Here is a 16489-nt window from a genome sequence, read left to right as displayed (position 1 = left end):
GCTTAATGTGAGGGAGGTTGTTGAGTCACTTGCTGATATTTGAGAATGTATTCTTCCCGAATGGCGAGACGCTCTTCCGGTGTCGCTTTTTGCATACGTGTACCCAGTTCCTTACGCTCTTGGCTGCTCATCATTTGCCAAGTTTCACGCATTTTTTGTTTTTCTGCATCAGGAAGTTGGGTAAACCAGTCCATACGCTGCTGTAAGCTGACACGCTGTTGTTCTGGGATTTCTTTTAGGGATTGATAACGTTTAATGAGTGCCAGTTGTTCGGCATCAGAAAGATTATCCCAAGTATCGGTAACTTGGGAATTAGCATCTTTGGAAAATAGCCAAAAACGTTCAAATCCTGCAAAGCTAGTTTGTAGAAAGCCGAGTGCACAAAAAACAATTGCCAACTTTTTAGCTGCCATGTGGAACTTTGTCCTCACCTAAAACCATTAACATTTCTAAATCTTCAAGCATTTGCGGAGACAGTTTTGGTACTGAAACCATTTGAGTTTGCGGCTCGTTGTGGTCCGAAAGATTCGGTAACACCACCACCCCTGCAATTGCAGCTGCCAACGCAAATCCGGACATTTTTAGAAAGGCAAAGCGTGAATGTTTTGCATCCTGAATTTCTTCAAGAACATGATGCATGACCACAGGTTTATCTTTATGTTGCTGTGCCAGCCCGTCAAGTTTGGAAGTTACTTGTTTTAAGAAATCATCTTGATTCATTCTGATGACCCTCCCAGATATGGATTTAAATGTGCTAAATAGGCACGTAAGCCTTGAATGGCACGGTGATAATGGGTTTTTACACTGCCTTCGGTGCAGTTCATAATTTGTGCGGTGGTATGGGTGTCGAATCCTTCCCAGGCTCTTAGCATAAATGCCTGTTGCTGACGCACTGGCAATTTTGCAATCGCTTCTTGGATTTCTTCAGCAGTCACTGCCTGATCGAGAAATTCCAGAGGTGTAGGTGTTGATTCATCGACAACATCATCAAATTCAATTTCGTCATCATCGAGGCTGACTTTTTTGAAAAATGAAAACATTTGACCACGTCGTGCTTCTTTGCGACGCCAGTCCTGTAACTTGTTGTTCAGGATCGTATAAAAAAGCGGATACCATTCTTCAGTCGTCTTTTCTGCATAGGATTTATGCAAGGAAATGAAGGCTTCCTGAACCAGATCCATGGCAATACCATGCTGACCTTGGGTTGCACTTTCCATCATCACCAAAGCCCGTCCCGTCACATCCTGCATGAAATTCTTCAGACGTGCTTCGGCCGTACTCTTTAGAATACTTACATCCTGTGACTGCAACTGTTTTGGTGCTAAATCCATAGAGATGGAAAATCCTGTCATTGGACACCCACCATTATTCCCAAGTTCATGATCACATAACGTTGGGAGTAACGGTTTGGTTGACAATTAAGTTTATTATTTTTGTAGTTTAATCTATTTTATACACGGGCAGGGTCGTATTAAAACACTGTAACCTAAATCCCTAATTAGATACGTTGACGAACCATTTCAAAGAAGCAGATCGAACCTGCAACAGCGACATTAAGCGATTCCTGGCCCCCTGGTTGCGGAATCGTCACAGCTTCAGCATGCTGCATGGCATAATCCGATACACCTTGACCTTCATTACCCAGGATCCATACGCAAGGTTTACGTAAGTCTTTTGAATACAGGCTTTCAGCGCGATGTGAGCTGGTTACATAAACCGGGATCTGAAATTGCTCAAGAATTTGTTCGAGGGCAATATTTTCAAAAGTTTGCAGTGTGAAGTGCGCACCCATGCCGGCACGTAAGACTCTTGGAGACCAGAGAGACGCAGAGCCTTTGGTACAAACAATCTGTTCAATACCGGCTGCTGCTGCAGAACGAAGCAGAGTTCCAACATTTCCTGGATCCTGTACATTTTCCAGAATCAAGGTATCTGCCTTGAAATCAAGAGCGTAGTTTGCTGTGGGTAGAGTCACCACAGCCAAACAGGCCAATGATGTTCCTAAAGTACTTAAATCTTTGTACAAGGATTCGCCCAGAACAAAGACTGTACCTGTATATTTTGCAAGAATTTTCTCGAAATCAGGGTGGGAAAGTGCTTGTTCAGTGGTGAAAATCGAATCAATTTTACGGTTTTCATGCAGCCAGGCGAGAGACAGATGTGTACCTTCCAGGACAGTCTGGCCCTGTTTTTTACGATAGGTATTCTGTTCAATCAAACCACGTAAGTGTTTAATCTTCGGGTTGTCTTTAGAGTCAAGAAAAAAAGTTGCCATGGGAGATATAATCCACGGCAGCCGATTCAACATCAGCCGCCGCTATAAAAAATTAGTTGTGGTAGCTGGTCACAAGATCAACTTCGTTTTTAGAACCAATGATCACAGGAACACGCTGATGTAAATCAGTCGGTTCGATCTCAAGAATACGCACGCGACCTGTAGTTGATGCACCGCCAGCCTGTTCCATCAGCATACTCATTGGGTTAGCTTCATACATTAAACGCAGACGGCCTGCTTTAGCCGGATCTTTAAGATCATATGGATACATGAAGATACCGCTACGGCAAAGAATACGGTGAATATCGCCCACCATACAGGCAACCCAGCGCATATTGAAGTCTTTTTCACGAGGACCGGTTTTACCAGCTAACAATTCATCAATATAACGCTGTACTGGTGCTTCCCAATGACGTTGATTCGACGCATTGATCGCATATTCTTTGGTATCTGCAGCAACCTGAATACCTTCAGAAGTCAGCAGGAATTCTTTGGTTTCAGGATCAAAGGTAAAGAACACTACGCCTGCACCTACTGTTAATGCCAGCATGGTAGATGGACCATAAAGCACATAACCGGCAGCCACTTGGTTTACACCAGCCTGCATGAAATCTTCTGCCTGAGTCACAGCATTTTTCGCAGGAAGAATCGAGAAAATAGTGCCGACACACATATTGATGTCGATATTGCTAGAGCCGTCTAGTGGATCGAACAATACCAGAAACTGGCCATTTTCTTGTGCCGGGGTGAATTCATCCAGTTCTTCTGAGGCCAGACCGCCCACATTTGGATGTTGCTGCAAGGCATCAATCAGATAATCATTAGAAATGACATCCAGTTTCTTTTGCTCTTCGCCTTGAACGTTTTCGTGCTGTGCACTTCCCAATACACCAGCCAAAGCACCTTTTTGCAATAACTGATCGATATCTTTGCAAGTATTTGCAATCGTTTCAATAACTTGTGAAAGTTCTGGGGTGAGGTTTCCGCTTTGTTGTTGTAGAAACTGAGATAAAGTGCGGTATGACATAGGGGGGGGAACTCCAAGACTTAAAATCGAGAAAAAATGATCAAAACGATATGCGGCTATATTTTAGATGAGAACGTCTGAAAAGGACAATTAAACTGGGTTATTTGTTGTGATTTTGCCCTTGCAACTCCTGTGGAAAGTGCTATGTTGAATGCAATGGAACAGTAAAAATAGGAGCACAGAGATGACAACATTGAAGTTTGATGCGACTCCAACCCCAAGTGAAGCAATTAATCTCGATGAAATTTCTGAAGACAAGATGAAAGAAGCGTGGAAGGATTACGAATCTAAACCTGAATACAAGAAATTCAATAAACATGACATGATTGAGTCGATGCAAGCTCATGAGGAAGGTGAGGAGAAGGAATAGATTATTCCTTGCACTTTCAAAATTTGCTCATAAAAAAGCACTCAAATGAGTGCTTTTTTATGAGCAAATTATTGTTGAAGCAATTATTTATTTCAACAATGGTGGAACTGCTTCATAATTGATTTCTACACGGCGATTTTCTTTCCACGCGTTTTCATCGTGGCCCGGGTTAATCGGCATTTCTTTACCATAGCTGACAGCTTCCAGCTGACCTGCATTGACCCCTGAAGTGGTCAGGAAACTTTCAACTGCTTTAGCACGACGTTCGCCAAGTGCCATGTTGTATTCGCGTGTACCACGTTCATCCGTATGACCAGTTAAGGCTACCCGTGAATTGGCATTGGCCATCAGGAACTGGGCATGTGCCTGCAAAGTACGAATATCATCATTGCTCAATTCGCTACTGTCATAGTCAAAATGAACCACACGTTTTGCCAGATAGGCCTTATTTTCTGCAGTAACACCTTTGGCTGATGCGCCCGCCAGGTTTTGTGCATTTAATGCTGCATCTTCGCTCAGACCCTGAGTGTTAACCGTAGTTGTACCGGTCGTATCCAGATTACCCGTCTGAACTTCAGCAGCAGGTTTACGGCTGGCGCAACCTGTCATGACCACAGCGGCTGCAAGCAAAGGCAATGCAAATAATTTTACTTTGTTCATTCTTCATCTCCATGAAGTTGATTATGGGTTAAAGCGGTTTTAAGTATTCAACTATTATTTTGGTGCCCAAGCGGGTTCACGAACTTCACCAGTTTCGCTTGGCAGATTCATACGGAAACGACCATCTAACGACATAATGGATAATAATCCACGATTACCTTCGCGTGTGGCATAGACCACCATCTGACCATTTGGCGAGAAGCTTGGTGATTCATCCAGGCTGGTCGGAGTCAGGATGTTGGTCACACCTGAGCTGATATCCTGTACAGCCACTTTATAATTACTGCCACTGGGGCGATGAACCAGTGCAAGTTTCTTGCCATCTGCGCTTAGAGTCGCACGGGCATTGAAGGCACCGCGGAACGTCAGACGTTTGGTACTTTCACCATTAAAATCATAACGGTAGATCTGAGGAGAACCACCTCGATCTGACGTAAAAATAAAGGATTTGCCATCTGGTGAATAACGAGCTTCGGTATCAATGGCGCTGTCATTGGTCATGCGTTTTAACTGGCGTGTCTCCAGATTCATCTGGTAGATTTCCGGGTTGCCGTGCATTGAAGCAGTAAACAGCATGCTCTTGCCATCTGGCGAGAAACTCGGTGCGCCGTTTAAGCCACGGAAACTGGCCAGCTTTTCACGTTGACCGGTCGCCAGATCCTGTACATAAATGGCTGGACGTTTGGTTTCAAAAGATACATAGGCAATCTTTTTCGCATCCGGTGTCCAGGCTGGTGATAAAATCGGATCACGGGAAGTCAAAATTGTTTTTGGCTGTTCACCATCCGTATCGGCAATCTGTAGGGTATAACGTTGCTCAGGGGTTGCCGGGTTACGCAGCACATAAGCAATCCGACCGCTAAAATCTCCAGGAATACCGGTTAATGCCTGATAAATGGCATCACTGATCATATGCGCTGCCTGACGGGTGCGCGAAGCCGGCACAGTCAACAGTTCATTGAGCAGATACTGTCTTTTTTCCACATCATACAGTTGATACTGAATACTAAAAGAGCCATCGGGATTGGTCTTGGAAGAACCGGTCACTACATAGGGAACACCTGCGCTTGCCCATGCTTCTGCATTCGGAGTATTCATTGCGGCAGTAGCAGGCAGATTTTTTGAAGCGCTGGTAAATCTGCCAGAACGATTCAGGTCATTTTCTACAATAGGGTAAATACTCTGGTCCTGGCTAAAAGGCACAATGGCAATTTTCGGCGCAGCTTCCGGCGCTTTGGTAATTTCCAGATGTAGCTGAGCCTGTGACTGGGTAGTAATGATTATGCCCAAGCTGGTTAGGACTGCAAGGCAGAGCAGGTGTTTGCGAGTTTTTTCCATCATTCGTTATTTACTCAAATCAACGGAGTTATTCTATAAGTGATCGGGCTACATCATCGCATGAATTGATACGAACAAAACCCAGAATTTCTCACTCAACTGTTATGACACTATGAAAAGTGAATATTGTTTAAGCTATTTCAATTGAAGTTTAACTTAAAAAATCAGCCATAACACCTGTTCTTGATGACGGCTGGTTTTTTTATTGAGCTGTAAAGGTTGAAGTAAAACTTCGTGCTTCACGGCGGGCATCCGGATCGGAAGGCATTGGATAAGGAGCAGCAGCACGTACTGCAGCTTCTACACTGGCTTTCATGTCCGGGTCACTCGAATTCACGATGACAGAAACCACAGAACCATTATCGCTTAGGGTGACACGAGCAGTCGCTTTCTGACCTGAAGAACCTACTGGCGTATCCCAGGCACGTTTGATTTTATTTTCAAAATCACGTTTTGCGGTGGATGCAATCCGTTTCGATTCCGCTTTTTTCTGTGCCGCTTCTTCAGCAGCCTGTTTGGCAGCGGATGCTTTGGCCTCTGCATCTGCCTTGGCTCGCGCATCGGCATCCGCTTTAGCTTTGGCTTCTGCATCTGCCTTACGTTTAGCGTCTGCGTCGGCTTTAGCTTTTGCAGCGGTATCCGATTTGGCCTTCGCATCAGTCTCTGCCTTACGTTTGGCATCCGCGTCAGCTTTGGCTTTAGCTGCTGCATCGGCTTTGGCTTTCGCATCAGCGTCCGCTTTGCGTTTCGCCTCTGCATCATTTTTAGCCTTAGCTGCCGCGTCAGCTTTGACTTTTGCCGCTGCATCGGCTTTAGCTTTAGCGGCTGCATCCGCTTTGGCTTTGGCATCAGCGTCCGCTTTGCGTTTCGCCGCTGCATCATTATTGGCTTTTGCTGCAGCATCGGTCTTACGTTTGGCCTCAGCCTCTGCTTTGGCTTTCGATGCAGCCTCTGCTTTTTGCTTGGCAGCTAAATCGGCTTTTTTCTGTGCTTCCAGTTTGGCTTTTTGTGCAGCATCGGCTTTGCGCTGTGCATCCAGTTCAGCTTGGCGTGCAGCTTCGGCTTCCGCCTTGGATTTTTGCGCTGCCTCTGCTTTAGCTTTGGCTGCTGCCTGTTCAGCGGCTTGGGCACGTTTTGCTGCTTCAGCTGCTTGCTGCGCAGCCTTGGCTTGTGCTGCCTCTGCCGCTTTCAGTTCCTGCTGGGCTTTTTGTGTATCGACTTTTGGCGCAGGTGGAGTCACAGGTACAGCAGGGGCTGCAGTTGGAATGACAGGAGCGGGTTCTATACTGGGTTCTGCCGTTTGAGTGATTTCTTCTGCAACATTGTTATGGGCAGTCTCCTCAAATTCAGTTTCTTCACGAGTGACCGGCTTGAGGTCCTCTGGCTTGATCAGAACAGTTTTAATCTGTTTCGGTGGTTCAGGGGGTTTACTCATCCCTAGAAAAAGCAGGCCCACCAAAGCCACTGCATGGATGCCGAGCGTAAATCCAATCGCAATTGCTTTTTTTTGAAAGGGAGGTTTCTGATAATTTTTCATACTTTATTCTAGGGGTTTGGTCAGTAAACCGACCTGAGAAAGGCCAGCATCTTGCAGGCTCGACATCAAGGCCATGACCTCACCATAAGGACGGGTATTATGGCCATTGATTACGACATTGAGCACCTTGTTGTCATTTTGCGCCTGGGTTTGGGCATCAACAAGCGTACGCGTCAATTCTTCCAATGTGACTGGGCCAGTCGCCTGATTTTTATATTCTAGATAATATGAACCATCTTCTTTGAGTGTGACAATTGTCGGCGCATCCTTGGATTCGATCGGCAATCCATTGGCCTGAGGCAAGTCAACCTTAATGCCGCTGGTAATCATCGGGGCAGTGACCATAAAGATCACCAACAGTACCAGCATCACATCGATATACGGTACGACATTCATGTCACTTTTTAGTGGTTTTTTAATACGCTGAAAGCGTCCTGAACCTTGAATCGCCATTAGTCTTTGTCCTGAGTTACGCCCACAGACTGACGTTGCAATAGCGCCACCATTTCTTCAGCAAACAGTGCACGGTCAGAGTAGACCGTTTCACCTTTGGCCGTAAAATGGTTGAAAGCCAATACCGCTGGAATGGCTGCGAACAGACCGATCGCTGTTGCAATTAAGGCTTCTGCAATACCAGGTGCGACTGTCGCTAAAGTCACCTGATCAACATCTGCCAGGCCAATAAAGGCATTCATAATGCCCCAGACCGTACCAAACAGACCGACATAAGGCGCGACCGAACCGATACTCGCCAACGCACCCAAACCTTGTTCCAGATGACCTTGATCACGGCTTAAACCGACACGCAGAATACGCTCAGTTCCTTCAATCGACTGGGCAGTTGGTGCATGGCGTTTTTTCAGTTTCAGGAACTCGCCCAGACCCTGATAGAAAATATCTTCAAGGCCAGTGCGTTTAGAATTGAGTTGTGCATTGTTATACAGAGTATTCAGCTCAGCACCAGACCAGAAGATTTTCTGAAAATGTTCATCATCGGCCTGGGCTTTTTTATAACTCATATAGAGCCTGGCAATCAGATACCAGCTATATATTGAGGCTAACAGGAGAGAAAGCATCACCAGTTGTACGACAGGGCTTGCTTGTAAAATAAGATCTGAAACTTGAAGAGATGATTCTAACTGAGTCGCCATAGTTGTTACGTGTGCCAATAAATTTTTTTAGTCTTGTTCCAATTCTTTTTGAATTAGTTCGCGGATTTCATCCGGGAGTCGACGTGGTCGCATCTCTGCACTGATACATGCCAACTCAACCTCACCTGATGCAAGCATGATTTCACCACGATAAATATTTTGTTGCAATACAAATGATGAAGCTTTACATGAAATGACACGTGCCGTAACAGTAATTAAATCATCCATCAGGATCGGACGCATATATTTGACATTAATTTTATGCACCACAAAATTGTAGTCTGTCTGATGCCAGTAATGGCTCACTCCAGCGGCACGTAACCATTCGGTACGGGTACGTTCCATATAGCGAATATGATTGGCGTGATAGACAATGCCACCCGCATCAGTATCTTCAATATAAACGCGGATATTGAATTCAAAGTGATTCGCCATAGTTTTGTTCCATGCAGATTTTCGAAATTTTTGCTTGTTTTTAGATGCAGGAGAGGGATTAGAATTTGCCGGATTCCTGCCAAAAGTCAAGCAATTTAGCGGTTCAAAGTTTAGCATTTTGAGTCTTGAGACCAATGGCACAAGGTGTCAAATCTGGAGAGAAGTCACTAAGATGAAGTACTAAGCGCTTAACAGCTCATTTATAAAACAGCAGCAGATACTAAAATGCGCGAGTCCTTGGAGCCGCGCATTTTTAGTAATAGAAGATTAGCCTTTATTTTTCTGTTTCCAGTTGGCCTGAACCTGCTCAGCTACTTTTGGATAGTCCAGAATAAAACGGACATGGCTTTCGACACCGGTTTTCAAGGTCGCATCATCGACAATGAAATTCGGGTTGTGATTCGGTGCGGCTTTTGCCGGATCCTGATCTGCTGGTGTGGCGCCAACAAAAACGAAGAGCGATGGCATGAGCTGGCCATAATAAGCAAAATCTTCACTGGCGCTGGCATTGTTGTCTAAAACATGCAATTTATCTTCACCATGCACGCTCGCCAAGGTTGGGCGCATCAATTCAGTCAAGGTTTTATCATTGGTGGTCACCGGTGCATAAGGTGCAATTTCGACTTTCACCTTGACGTCATTGGCTGCGGCATTATGTTCCAGCATTTTTGGCAAGTCTTTTAAAATGCCCTGACGTACATCTTCACTATTGGAACGGATGGTGCCGACCATATTAACCTGATCTGGAATGACGTTACCAGTGGTGCCACCCTGAATACTACCGATACTCACCACCCCCATCCCTTTGGTCAGGTCAGCTTTACGGCTGATCAGACTTTGTAAATTGGTCACCATCTGGGCAGAAGCGTAAATCGGGTCTTTACCTGCCCAAGGCATGGAACCATGTACCTGACTGCCATTGACCTGAATACGTAGATGATCGGCACTATTCAAAATCGCACCATCTTTGTAGAAGATATTGCCACTTGGCATGCCTGCCATTACATGCATCCCGAAAATCACTTCAGGTTTTGGACTGTTCAAGGCACCATCGGCAATCATTTTGCGGGAACCAATCTGATCGCCATGAGTGAAGTTGTCAATATCTGCACCGCCTTCTTCAGCCGGCTGGAATACGAACACCACTGTGCCCGCAATTTTATCTTTATTCGCTGCCAGAACTTTGGCTGCACCCAGGAGCATGGCAGTATGTGCATCATGACCGCAAGCATGCATCACATAGGTTTCTTTGCCTTGATAAATCGCTTTTTGTTTGCTGGCAAAAGGCACCGGTGCAGTTTCCTTGATTGGCAATGCATCCATATCTGCGCGTAAGGCCATCACAGGGCCAGGTTTTGCACCTTTTAATACACCGATTACACCGGTTTTGGCATAGCCTTTACGTACTTCAATGCCGTAGGATTTTAATTCTTTTTGGACCAGTTCCGAGGTTTTGAATTCCATGTTGCCCAATTCAGGATGCTGGTGGATATGCTGGCGTAATTTGATGGTGTGTGCTTCAGCAGCCTGTACAGAATCATCAATCCAGTCGGCCAGGCTGAACTGGCTACAGAAAAGAAGAGGGAGACAAAAGGAGATCTGCTTATACATGTTCATACTTCGGGAGTACCTTAAGAATTTTAAACGGTTAAAGTGATTCTTTAGGATGGCATACTGATCTAAATTCAAGCAAAACCCTCTAAGTATTTTTTGATACTTTAAAGGTATTCTGGATGTTAATAGCTGTTCTCAAAGAGCTTTATTTACTCTTTTACATTGTAAAAATATGTATCCAAATTGATTTTTTATATTTATAAGGTATGAGACTAATAAAAATAACCACATGAAAAATGATTAAGAAAAAGAAAAAAATGATTCCATTTATATCTATAGCCTGAATGAAGTGAAGATTTTTTAACGTCTTAAAATAATTTTGGCATTTAGATTGCATTCACTCTTCCGTAATATTTTTTATGACGGAAATTGAACACATGTTAAAACCTTTGGCTTTATCTCTGGCAGTGGCTTCAAGCTTAAGTTTTATTTCGACAAGCATATGGGCTGAAGACTTTAAAATACTAAAACAGCTGGAAAATAAACCGACATTACTCAAAAGTGGTGAATATAAAGGTCATTATTATGTGCCGAGTACCTTGAATACGATTACGTGGGGTTATCTGCCAAATAAAGATGCAAAACCTGTTTTAACTGTCCCTTCAGGTAGCACAGTTACTTTCGATACAGTTTCACATGAAGGGCTGCTAGAGGATCAGGGCCGTAATGCAGAGAAATATTTCACCTCAAAAGGTGTCAAGCCTGAGCATGTATTGGACGAAGCCAAGCTGATCACGAATTCCAAGTTAAAACATGATTTCCATAAAGATGGACCACACATTATTACCGGGCCTGTCTATGTAGAAGGGGCAATGCCGGGCGATATTCTAAAGGTAGAGATTCTAAAAGTTGAACCGCGTGTGCCTTATGGCGTGATTTCAAACCGTCATGGCAAAGGAACCTTACCCGAATTTCCGAAACGTCAGAAACATGAGCATGCATCTCCAGCCAATCCTGAGGCTTATGGCAACGTGTCCATTTTTACCCCAATTGAGAAAAATGCTGATGGCGTATGGGAAGGCGTTTTAAAAACTGAATCTGGCAAAGCGATACGTTTCCCGCTGAATCCGTTTATGGGCACGATGGGCGTTGCACCAAATACCAGTGAGCCTGTGCACTCTGTGCCGCCATCATTTTATGGCGGGAATATCGACATTAATGAATTAGGAGCAGGGGCTACGGCTTATTATCCTGTACAAGTGCCAGGTGCTTTATTCTATACAGGCGATAGTCACTTTGTACAAGGCGATGGCGAGGTGGCTTTAACTGCCTTGGAAGGATCGGCGCGTGCGACTTTAAAATTCACTTTACTTAAATCCGGCAAGGATAAAATTCCGGGTGCAGAGATTAAACAGCCGCTGGCTGAAAATGCTGAATTCTGGATCACGCCGGGTCTGGATGAAGACTTGGACGAAGCCATGCGTAAATCCACCCGTGAAGCGATCCGTTTTCTGGTCAATGAATATGGCATTTCTGAAGAAATTGCCTATGCCTACTTAAGTGCTGCCACTGACTTTGAAGTATCGCAAGTGGTGGATAAAACTAAAGGGATTCATGCCATGATTCGTAAAGCTGACTTTAAGGAATTTAAAAAAGAAGAGAAATAATTTCTTTATATAGTTTTTTGTTTTGTGCTTTTACCAACTGATTCAGGCATGGTCAGTTGGCTTTTTCTTTTGTAATGCTTTGAAAATGTTTAGAATGTGAGGAATAAATAATTAAATTAAAATATGTGGGGAAACGTGCAGGAACAACAAACTCAAGCTATGGCTTTACAGCAGCCAAAAGATCAGAAAATTTATCTAGATTTACAGCACTCGACTGATTGGGTTGTGGTGATAAGTGTTATTGCATCAGCTCTTATTAGCTTTATAGGGTTTTTAATTACTATATATATAGTGAAGAAATCAACAGAAAGCCAAATTAAATCTAATAAGGATCTAATTCAAAGCCAAGAAGAATCTAAAAAAATGGAATTAGAAACTAGTTATCATAAGAAATGGTTTGATGACGTAGTTGAATGTATAGTTGAAATGGAAAGTTCAGTATCTGAATGGGCACCTACTTTTAGAGGAGTCAATTTAGCCCTCTTAAAAGAAAAAGAAAGAAATTTAAATTTTGAGATAAATCATAATGAATATTACCAAAATGAAGTAGAAAAATTTTATAATGATGCCCAAAGAATTTTCAGGAATATAAAGAAATTAATAATTTTACTTAAAATCAGAAATATCTTATCTCAATCACTTGAATGTGATTTGCTCAATGTACAAACATTAATGAATAATCAATTAAAATGTATAACGAAATTTGAAGATGGTAGTGAAGAAAATCAAATTATTTATTTAAAAAATTTAGCTATCGCTGACGAGCTACAAAAACTTTTAAATAGTGAGCTAAATAAATTTAAAAAAGCAGCCTAAGCTGCTTTTTGAATTACTTCTCTTTCGATTCAGGCGGCGTCATCCCAAACTGCAAATACGCCATATTAGTCGCAATACGACCACGCGCAGTTCGCATCACATAACCTTGCTGAATCAAGTAAGGCTCAATGACATCTTCCAACGTGCCTGAATCTTCTGCCATGGCTGCTGCGAGCGCTTCTACGCCAGCAGGGCCGCCATTAAAGCGCTCAAGAAGCATAGATAAATAACGACGGTCGAGTGTGTCTAAACCATCTTTATCGACTTTGAGCATGTCCAAAGCACGTTGGGCCATATCCTGATTGATTTCACCAGTACCTTTGACTTGAGCGTAATCACGGACACGGCGTAATAAACGGTTGGCAATACGTGGTGTACCTCGTGAACGACGGGCAATTTCTTTTGCGCCATCTCCAGTCATGGGTACATCCATCAAATTGGCTGAACGTTTGACAATGTGGGTTAAATCTTCAACCGAATAAAACTCTAAACGCTGTACGATTCCGAAACGGTCACGCAGCGGAGAGGTGAGTAGACCAGCTCGTGTAGTTGCAGCTACCAAGGTAAATGGCGGTAAATCCAGTTTAATCGAACGGGCTGCAGGGCCTTCACCAATCATGATATCGAGTTGATAATCTTCCATCGCCGGATACAGGATTTCTTCAATCACGGGTGAAAGACGGTGAATCTCGTCAATAAACAGGACATCGCCTTCTTCCAGGTTCGTTAGCATCGCGGCTAAGTCACCAGCACGTTCCAGTACCGGGCCAGAAGTTGACTTGAGATTACCACCCATTTCTCGGGCAATAATATTGGCCAATGTCGTTTTACCCAGACCTGGCGGGCCAAAAATCAAGGTGTGATCGAGGGCTTCTTCACGGCCACGGGCTGCACCAATGAAAATCTCCATCTGCTCACGGACCACTGGTTGACCGATGTAGTCATCGAGGGATGTCGGGCGGATGGCACGATCAAAATGATCTTCGGGTTTTTCAGAACCACTGATAAGACGGTCTTGCATATCTATTAACTTAATCTCTTTATCGAAGCTGTTTGATGCTGCGGAAACAGCCTCAAATAATGATTTGTGTTTAGCTGCCATTGAGTCGGCATGCTCTTACTTTTGACTGGGCAAAAGTAACAAAACCCATTTGTTAAACTGATGCTACGTCCTGATAGCACAGTTTAACAGGCGACATCCATGTCGCGAGTAATTTATCGAAATAGGAGAATAAACAGTCTTGTTTAAAGTAAAGTCATTTTCCTATTATCTATTCATCGACTTTAATGCAGCCCGGATAATATCACTGGCTTCAGTAAATTCACCTTTGGCAGCATTCACCAGTTTTTGTGCTTCAGCAGGTTTATAGCCCAAGGACTGTAATGCAGCTTCCGCTTCAGCCACGGCTGAATTGCCCATAAACTGAATCTGTGGTGCAGTTGAATTACTTGGTGCAGCACCTGAAGCCATGGCTTTAAAGCGGTCACGTAATTCAATCATCAGGCGTTCTGCAGTCTTTTTACCCACCCCCGGAACTTTGACCAGAGTGTTGATATCTTCATGTTCAACGGTGTGGATCAGCATTTCCACACTTAAAGTTGAAAGAATACCAAGCGCCATTTTCGGACCTACGCCGTTCACCTTTAATAAGGTACGGAAAATGGTTTTTTCCTGCGCATTGATAAAGCCATAAAGTAACTGGGCATCTTCACGAACAGCAAGATGAGTCCACAGGGTAATTTTCTGGCCTTTTTGCAACTGACAAAAAGTGGTTAAAGGGGTATCAATCTCATAACCTACGCCGTTTACATTTAATAAAACAGTCGGTGCTTCCAGCGCCAGCACTTCCCCAATCAGGCATCCAATCATTTTTTATACATACTCAAATTTAATACAGGCATAGTAGTCAGCATTTTCGATAAAGGCAAAACTCTATCAGTTAAAAGCAGTGATTTTGCTGAGATTATCATCAGGCGCTTTTTCGCATTAGAGTAACCCGGCTTTATTGCCATGCAGTTCCTGCGCCAGATTATAGGCCTGATGATCAGAAAACTTGGAGACAATATCCAGCACCTGCATGATATTGGCATAGTGATCATCTGCGAAATATGCACCTGAGCGTTTTAAAATAGCCATTAATCGTTGTTCCTTAAAACTCAATGTCTTCTGTGGCGTGCTCAATGGAATAAAGGCATCCAGAATCGTCTGCAAACTTTGATGTGCGATAATTTCCAGACCTGCTTTTTGCGGATGTTCAAAGATTTTGTCTCGCGCCAGTTCTTTGGCCCGGTTAATACCCATTTCAATATCAGCACTACAATAACCCAGCAATGAGCCTTGCAATTCGCCCATCAGAATTTCCTGCTGATGTCGTGCAAATGCTGTAGTAACTTCTTCTACCAGACGTTTCATTACCCGGCCACGCAGCGCGGCAATTTTTTGTTGCCAGGTGGTATAAGGCATATTGATTTCTTCAGGTATACCATAATCACCCAGCAAGTTCAGAAAGACTGGTTCAACTTCCGCATAGCTGAGCATATTCAGGCTGATACCATCCTCCAGATCAATCAGGGCATAGCAGATATCATCCGCAGCTTCTAAAAGATAGGTCAGGGGATGTCGGCAATAATGATAGTCACCTAGCTGGATCAGGCCCAAATGTTCAGCAATTTCCTGCAAAACCTCTTTTTCAGACTGGTAGCAGCCGAATTTCGGACGACGGCTGGCTGGCGTGTTGCCGGTCGGGTCAATGGTCTGCGAGAGCCACGGATATTTGAGATAAGCACCCAGAGTGGCATAGGTCAGACGCATACCGCCATCATTAGGATGATAGTCAATCTTGGTCAGCAGACGCAGGCCTTGGGCATTACCTTCAAACTGACGGACATCCGCTTCCTGTTCGGGACTCAGGTTGTTTAAGAAGTCGGTATGTGATGCATCGTCAAACCACTCCCGAATGGCATATTCGCCGGCATGGCCAAAAGGTGGATTACCAATATCATGTGCCAGACAGGCGGCCTGAATGATGGCACCAACATCAGCCGGAGAAATCCAGGCAGGTAAATTATCTTTGATTTTTTCGGCAGCCAGCATACCCAATGAACGGCCAATACAGGAGACCTCAAGCGAATGGGTCAAACGGGTATGAATCCCATCATGCTGAGTCAGTGGATGGACCTGGGTTTTACGGTTTAACTGACGAAAACTGTGTGAAAAAATAATACGGTCATAGTCTTTATGGAACGGGCTGCGTGCCAATTCAGTTTTTTGCTTTTTACTACCAATCCGAACTGTCGAGAGCAGTTCTAACCAACGCATTTGAGTCATTTATCATTATTCAGTTATTAGCTGTTTGCATCATGCCAAAAAACTGGTTCGGGCACTAGGGCAGTGCGACATGAATTGTCATGCTGCATATGGTTATTTTAGCCAGCTGTAAAAGACTGAGAATTAAAAATTGAAACTATCAAATGAACAATAAAAAAGCAGGCTATTAAACCTGCTTTTTATACGGTAAAGAATCAGATTAGCTCTTTACCATTCTTCTTGGCCTGTTGTGTGTCTTTATAGACATTCAGGCAAATCGTGAACAGGACCAGGCTTGCCACCAATGGCCAAAAAAGTACATATAGGGTCAATAATTGACTTGTCATCTGAA

The 16489-nt window shown here is 43.8% G+C and carries 19 protein-coding genes; 3 read left to right on the top strand and 16 right to left on the bottom strand.

Translation table 11 applies throughout. The features are described 5' to 3' along the window. Positions 1-2: 2 nt before the first annotated feature. From VXQ11_RS08680 to VXQ11_RS08660, 5 genes are all read right to left on the bottom strand, one after another. The gene (locus tag VXQ11_RS08680; RefSeq protein WP_064096259.1) at positions 3-413 is read right to left on the bottom strand and encodes a DUF3106 domain-containing protein; all 411 of its coding nucleotides are present in this window, start codon (positions 411-413) and stop codon (positions 3-5) included. Beyond that, the gene (locus VXQ11_RS08675) at positions 403-720 is read right to left on the bottom strand and encodes a hypothetical protein (protein ID WP_064096258.1); all 318 of its coding nucleotides are present in this window, start codon (positions 718-720) and stop codon (positions 403-405) included. The genes VXQ11_RS08680 and VXQ11_RS08675 overlap by 11 nt, the downstream gene beginning before the upstream one ends. Continuing rightward, entirely contained in the window at positions 717-1331 is a 615-nt protein-coding gene (locus tag VXQ11_RS08670; protein ID WP_416680815.1) for an RNA polymerase sigma factor, read from the bottom strand. The genes VXQ11_RS08675 and VXQ11_RS08670 overlap by 4 nt, the downstream gene beginning before the upstream one ends. Before the next feature lie 167 nt (positions 1332-1498). After that, on the bottom strand, positions 1499-2275 hold the full coding sequence (locus tag VXQ11_RS08665; protein WP_064102805.1) for a TrmH family RNA methyltransferase: 777 nt from the start codon (positions 2273-2275) through the stop codon (positions 1499-1501). 52 nt (positions 2276-2327) lie between these two features. Then, positions 2328-3302, bottom strand: coding sequence for a class 1 fructose-bisphosphatase (locus VXQ11_RS08660; RefSeq protein WP_064096255.1), 975 nt, complete (start codon positions 3300-3302; stop codon positions 2328-2330). A gap of 184 nt (positions 3303-3486) precedes the next feature. Here VXQ11_RS08660 and VXQ11_RS08655 point away from each other — a divergent pair, with 184 nt between their 5' ends. Further along, a complete protein-coding gene (locus tag VXQ11_RS08655; RefSeq protein ID WP_416680817.1) occupies positions 3487-3672 on the top strand; it encodes an NF038105 family protein in 186 nt (61 codons plus the stop codon). A gap of 87 nt (positions 3673-3759) precedes the next feature. Here VXQ11_RS08655 and pal read toward each other — a convergent pair whose 3' ends face one another. The 7 genes from pal to VXQ11_RS08620 form a co-directional block, all read right to left on the bottom strand. Then, on the bottom strand, positions 3760-4332 hold the full coding sequence (pal, locus tag VXQ11_RS08650) for a peptidoglycan-associated lipoprotein Pal (protein WP_064096253.1): 573 nt from the start codon (positions 4330-4332) through the stop codon (positions 3760-3762). Positions 4333-4386: 54 nt separating this feature from the next. Continuing rightward, on the bottom strand, positions 4387-5670 hold the full coding sequence (gene tolB / locus VXQ11_RS08645) for a Tol-Pal system beta propeller repeat protein TolB (protein WP_416680860.1): 1284 nt from the start codon (positions 5668-5670) through the stop codon (positions 4387-4389). A 202-nt stretch (positions 5671-5872) separates the two neighbouring features. Beyond that, entirely contained in the window at positions 5873-7207 is a 1335-nt protein-coding gene (gene tolA / locus VXQ11_RS08640) for a cell envelope integrity protein TolA (protein ID WP_416705838.1), read from the bottom strand. Between the two features lie 3 nt (positions 7208-7210). Next, positions 7211-7660: a protein TolR gene (tolR, locus tag VXQ11_RS08635; protein WP_416705837.1), complete on the bottom strand. Its 450-nt coding sequence runs from the start codon at positions 7658-7660 to the stop codon at positions 7211-7213. Further along, a complete protein-coding gene (gene tolQ / locus VXQ11_RS08630; protein WP_004645669.1) occupies positions 7660-8358 on the bottom strand; it encodes a protein TolQ in 699 nt (232 codons plus the stop codon). The genes tolR and tolQ overlap by 1 nt, the downstream gene beginning before the upstream one ends. 27 nt (positions 8359-8385) lie before the next feature. Beyond that, a complete protein-coding gene (gene ybgC, locus VXQ11_RS08625; RefSeq protein ID WP_004645668.1) occupies positions 8386-8793 on the bottom strand; it encodes a tol-pal system-associated acyl-CoA thioesterase in 408 nt (135 codons plus the stop codon). A gap of 267 nt (positions 8794-9060) precedes the next feature. Beyond that, entirely contained in the window at positions 9061-10410 is a 1350-nt protein-coding gene (locus VXQ11_RS08620) for an amidohydrolase (protein WP_416705836.1), read from the bottom strand. Between the two features lie 374 nt (positions 10411-10784). Between VXQ11_RS08620 and VXQ11_RS08615 the strand changes: the two genes are divergently transcribed. Beyond that, on the top strand, positions 10785-12014 hold the full coding sequence (locus tag VXQ11_RS08615; RefSeq protein ID WP_144724623.1) for an acetamidase/formamidase family protein: 1230 nt from the start codon (positions 10785-10787) through the stop codon (positions 12012-12014). A gap of 135 nt (positions 12015-12149) precedes the next feature. Next, entirely contained in the window at positions 12150-12830 is a 681-nt protein-coding gene (locus VXQ11_RS08610) for a hypothetical protein (protein WP_416705835.1), read from the top strand. A 13-nt stretch (positions 12831-12843) separates the two neighbouring features. Here the strand turns inward: VXQ11_RS08610 and ruvB are convergent, their stop codons facing one another. From ruvB to VXQ11_RS08590, 4 genes are all read right to left on the bottom strand, one after another. Further along, entirely contained in the window at positions 12844-13851 is a 1008-nt protein-coding gene (gene ruvB / locus VXQ11_RS08605; protein WP_416705834.1) for a Holliday junction branch migration DNA helicase RuvB, read from the bottom strand. A 246-nt stretch (positions 13852-14097) separates the two neighbouring features. Beyond that, complete coding sequence (gene ruvA, locus VXQ11_RS08600; protein ID WP_005265806.1) at positions 14098-14700, bottom strand: Holliday junction branch migration protein RuvA; 603 nt, start codon at positions 14698-14700, stop codon at positions 14098-14100. A gap of 117 nt (positions 14701-14817) precedes the next feature. Then, positions 14818-16158 carry a deoxyguanosinetriphosphate triphosphohydrolase gene (locus tag VXQ11_RS08595; RefSeq protein WP_416705833.1) on the bottom strand — a complete coding sequence of 447 codons (1341 nt, stop codon included), beginning with the start codon at positions 16156-16158 and terminating at the stop codon, positions 14818-14820. Positions 16159-16352: 194 nt separating this feature from the next. Then, a complete protein-coding gene (locus tag VXQ11_RS08590) occupies positions 16353-16484 on the bottom strand; it encodes a putative transporter small subunit (protein WP_212839209.1) in 132 nt (43 codons plus the stop codon). Positions 16485-16489 lie beyond the last annotated feature (5 nt).

This window comes from Acinetobacter sp. 197, from assembly GCF_048148385.1.
GTDB classification, from domain to species: domain Bacteria; phylum Pseudomonadota; class Gammaproteobacteria; order Pseudomonadales; family Moraxellaceae; genus Acinetobacter; species Acinetobacter pecorum.
The sequence above is the reverse complement of the archived record's forward strand: the minus strand, read 5'-3'. Positions and strand labels throughout refer to the sequence as shown.

Coding starts and splice junctions, on each gene's coding strand:
- VXQ11_RS08615 (WP_144724623.1), top strand. CDS start 10,785: ATGTTAAAACCTTTGGCTTTATCTCTGGCAGTGGCTTCAAGCTTAAGT.
- pal (WP_064096253.1), bottom strand. CDS start 4,332: ATGAACAAAGTAAAATTATTTGCATTGCCTTTGCTTGCAGCCGCTGTG.
- tolR (WP_416705837.1), bottom strand. CDS start 7,660: ATGGCGATTCAAGGTTCAGGACGCTTTCAGCGTATTAAAAAACCACTA.
- tolB (WP_416680860.1), bottom strand. CDS start 5,670: ATGGAAAAAACTCGCAAACACCTGCTCTGCCTTGCAGTCCTAACCAGC.
- VXQ11_RS08660 (WP_064096255.1), bottom strand. CDS start 3,302: ATGTCATACCGCACTTTATCTCAGTTTCTACAACAACAAAGCGGAAAC.
- VXQ11_RS08670 (WP_416680815.1), bottom strand. CDS start 1,331: ATGGATTTAGCACCAAAACAGTTGCAGTCACAGGATGTAAGTATTCTA.
- VXQ11_RS08665 (WP_064102805.1), bottom strand. CDS start 2,275: ATGGCAACTTTTTTTCTTGACTCTAAAGACAACCCGAAGATTAAACAC.
- ybgC (WP_004645668.1), bottom strand. CDS start 8,793: ATGGCGAATCACTTTGAATTCAATATCCGCGTTTATATTGAAGATACT.
- ruvA (WP_005265806.1), bottom strand. CDS start 14,700: ATGATTGGATGCCTGATTGGGGAAGTGCTGGCGCTGGAAGCACCGACT.
- tolQ (WP_004645669.1), bottom strand. CDS start 8,358: ATGGCGACTCAGTTAGAATCATCTCTTCAAGTTTCAGATCTTATTTTA.
- VXQ11_RS08655 (WP_416680817.1), top strand. CDS start 3,487: ATGACAACATTGAAGTTTGATGCGACTCCAACCCCAAGTGAAGCAATT.
- VXQ11_RS08590 (WP_212839209.1), bottom strand. CDS start 16,484: ATGACAAGTCAATTATTGACCCTATATGTACTTTTTTGGCCATTGGTG.
- tolA (WP_416705838.1), bottom strand. CDS start 7,207: ATGAAAAATTATCAGAAACCTCCCTTTCAAAAAAAAGCAATTGCGATT.
- VXQ11_RS08620 (WP_416705836.1), bottom strand. CDS start 10,410: ATGAACATGTATAAGCAGATCTCCTTTTGTCTCCCTCTTCTTTTCTGT.
- VXQ11_RS08595 (WP_416705833.1), bottom strand. CDS start 16,158: ATGACTCAAATGCGTTGGTTAGAACTGCTCTCGACAGTTCGGATTGGT.
- VXQ11_RS08675 (WP_064096258.1), bottom strand. CDS start 720: ATGAATCAAGATGATTTCTTAAAACAAGTAACTTCCAAACTTGACGGG.
- VXQ11_RS08680 (WP_064096259.1), bottom strand. CDS start 413: ATGGCAGCTAAAAAGTTGGCAATTGTTTTTTGTGCACTCGGCTTTCTA.
- ruvB (WP_416705834.1), bottom strand. CDS start 13,851: ATGCAAGACCGTCTTATCAGTGGTTCTGAAAAACCCGAAGATCATTTT.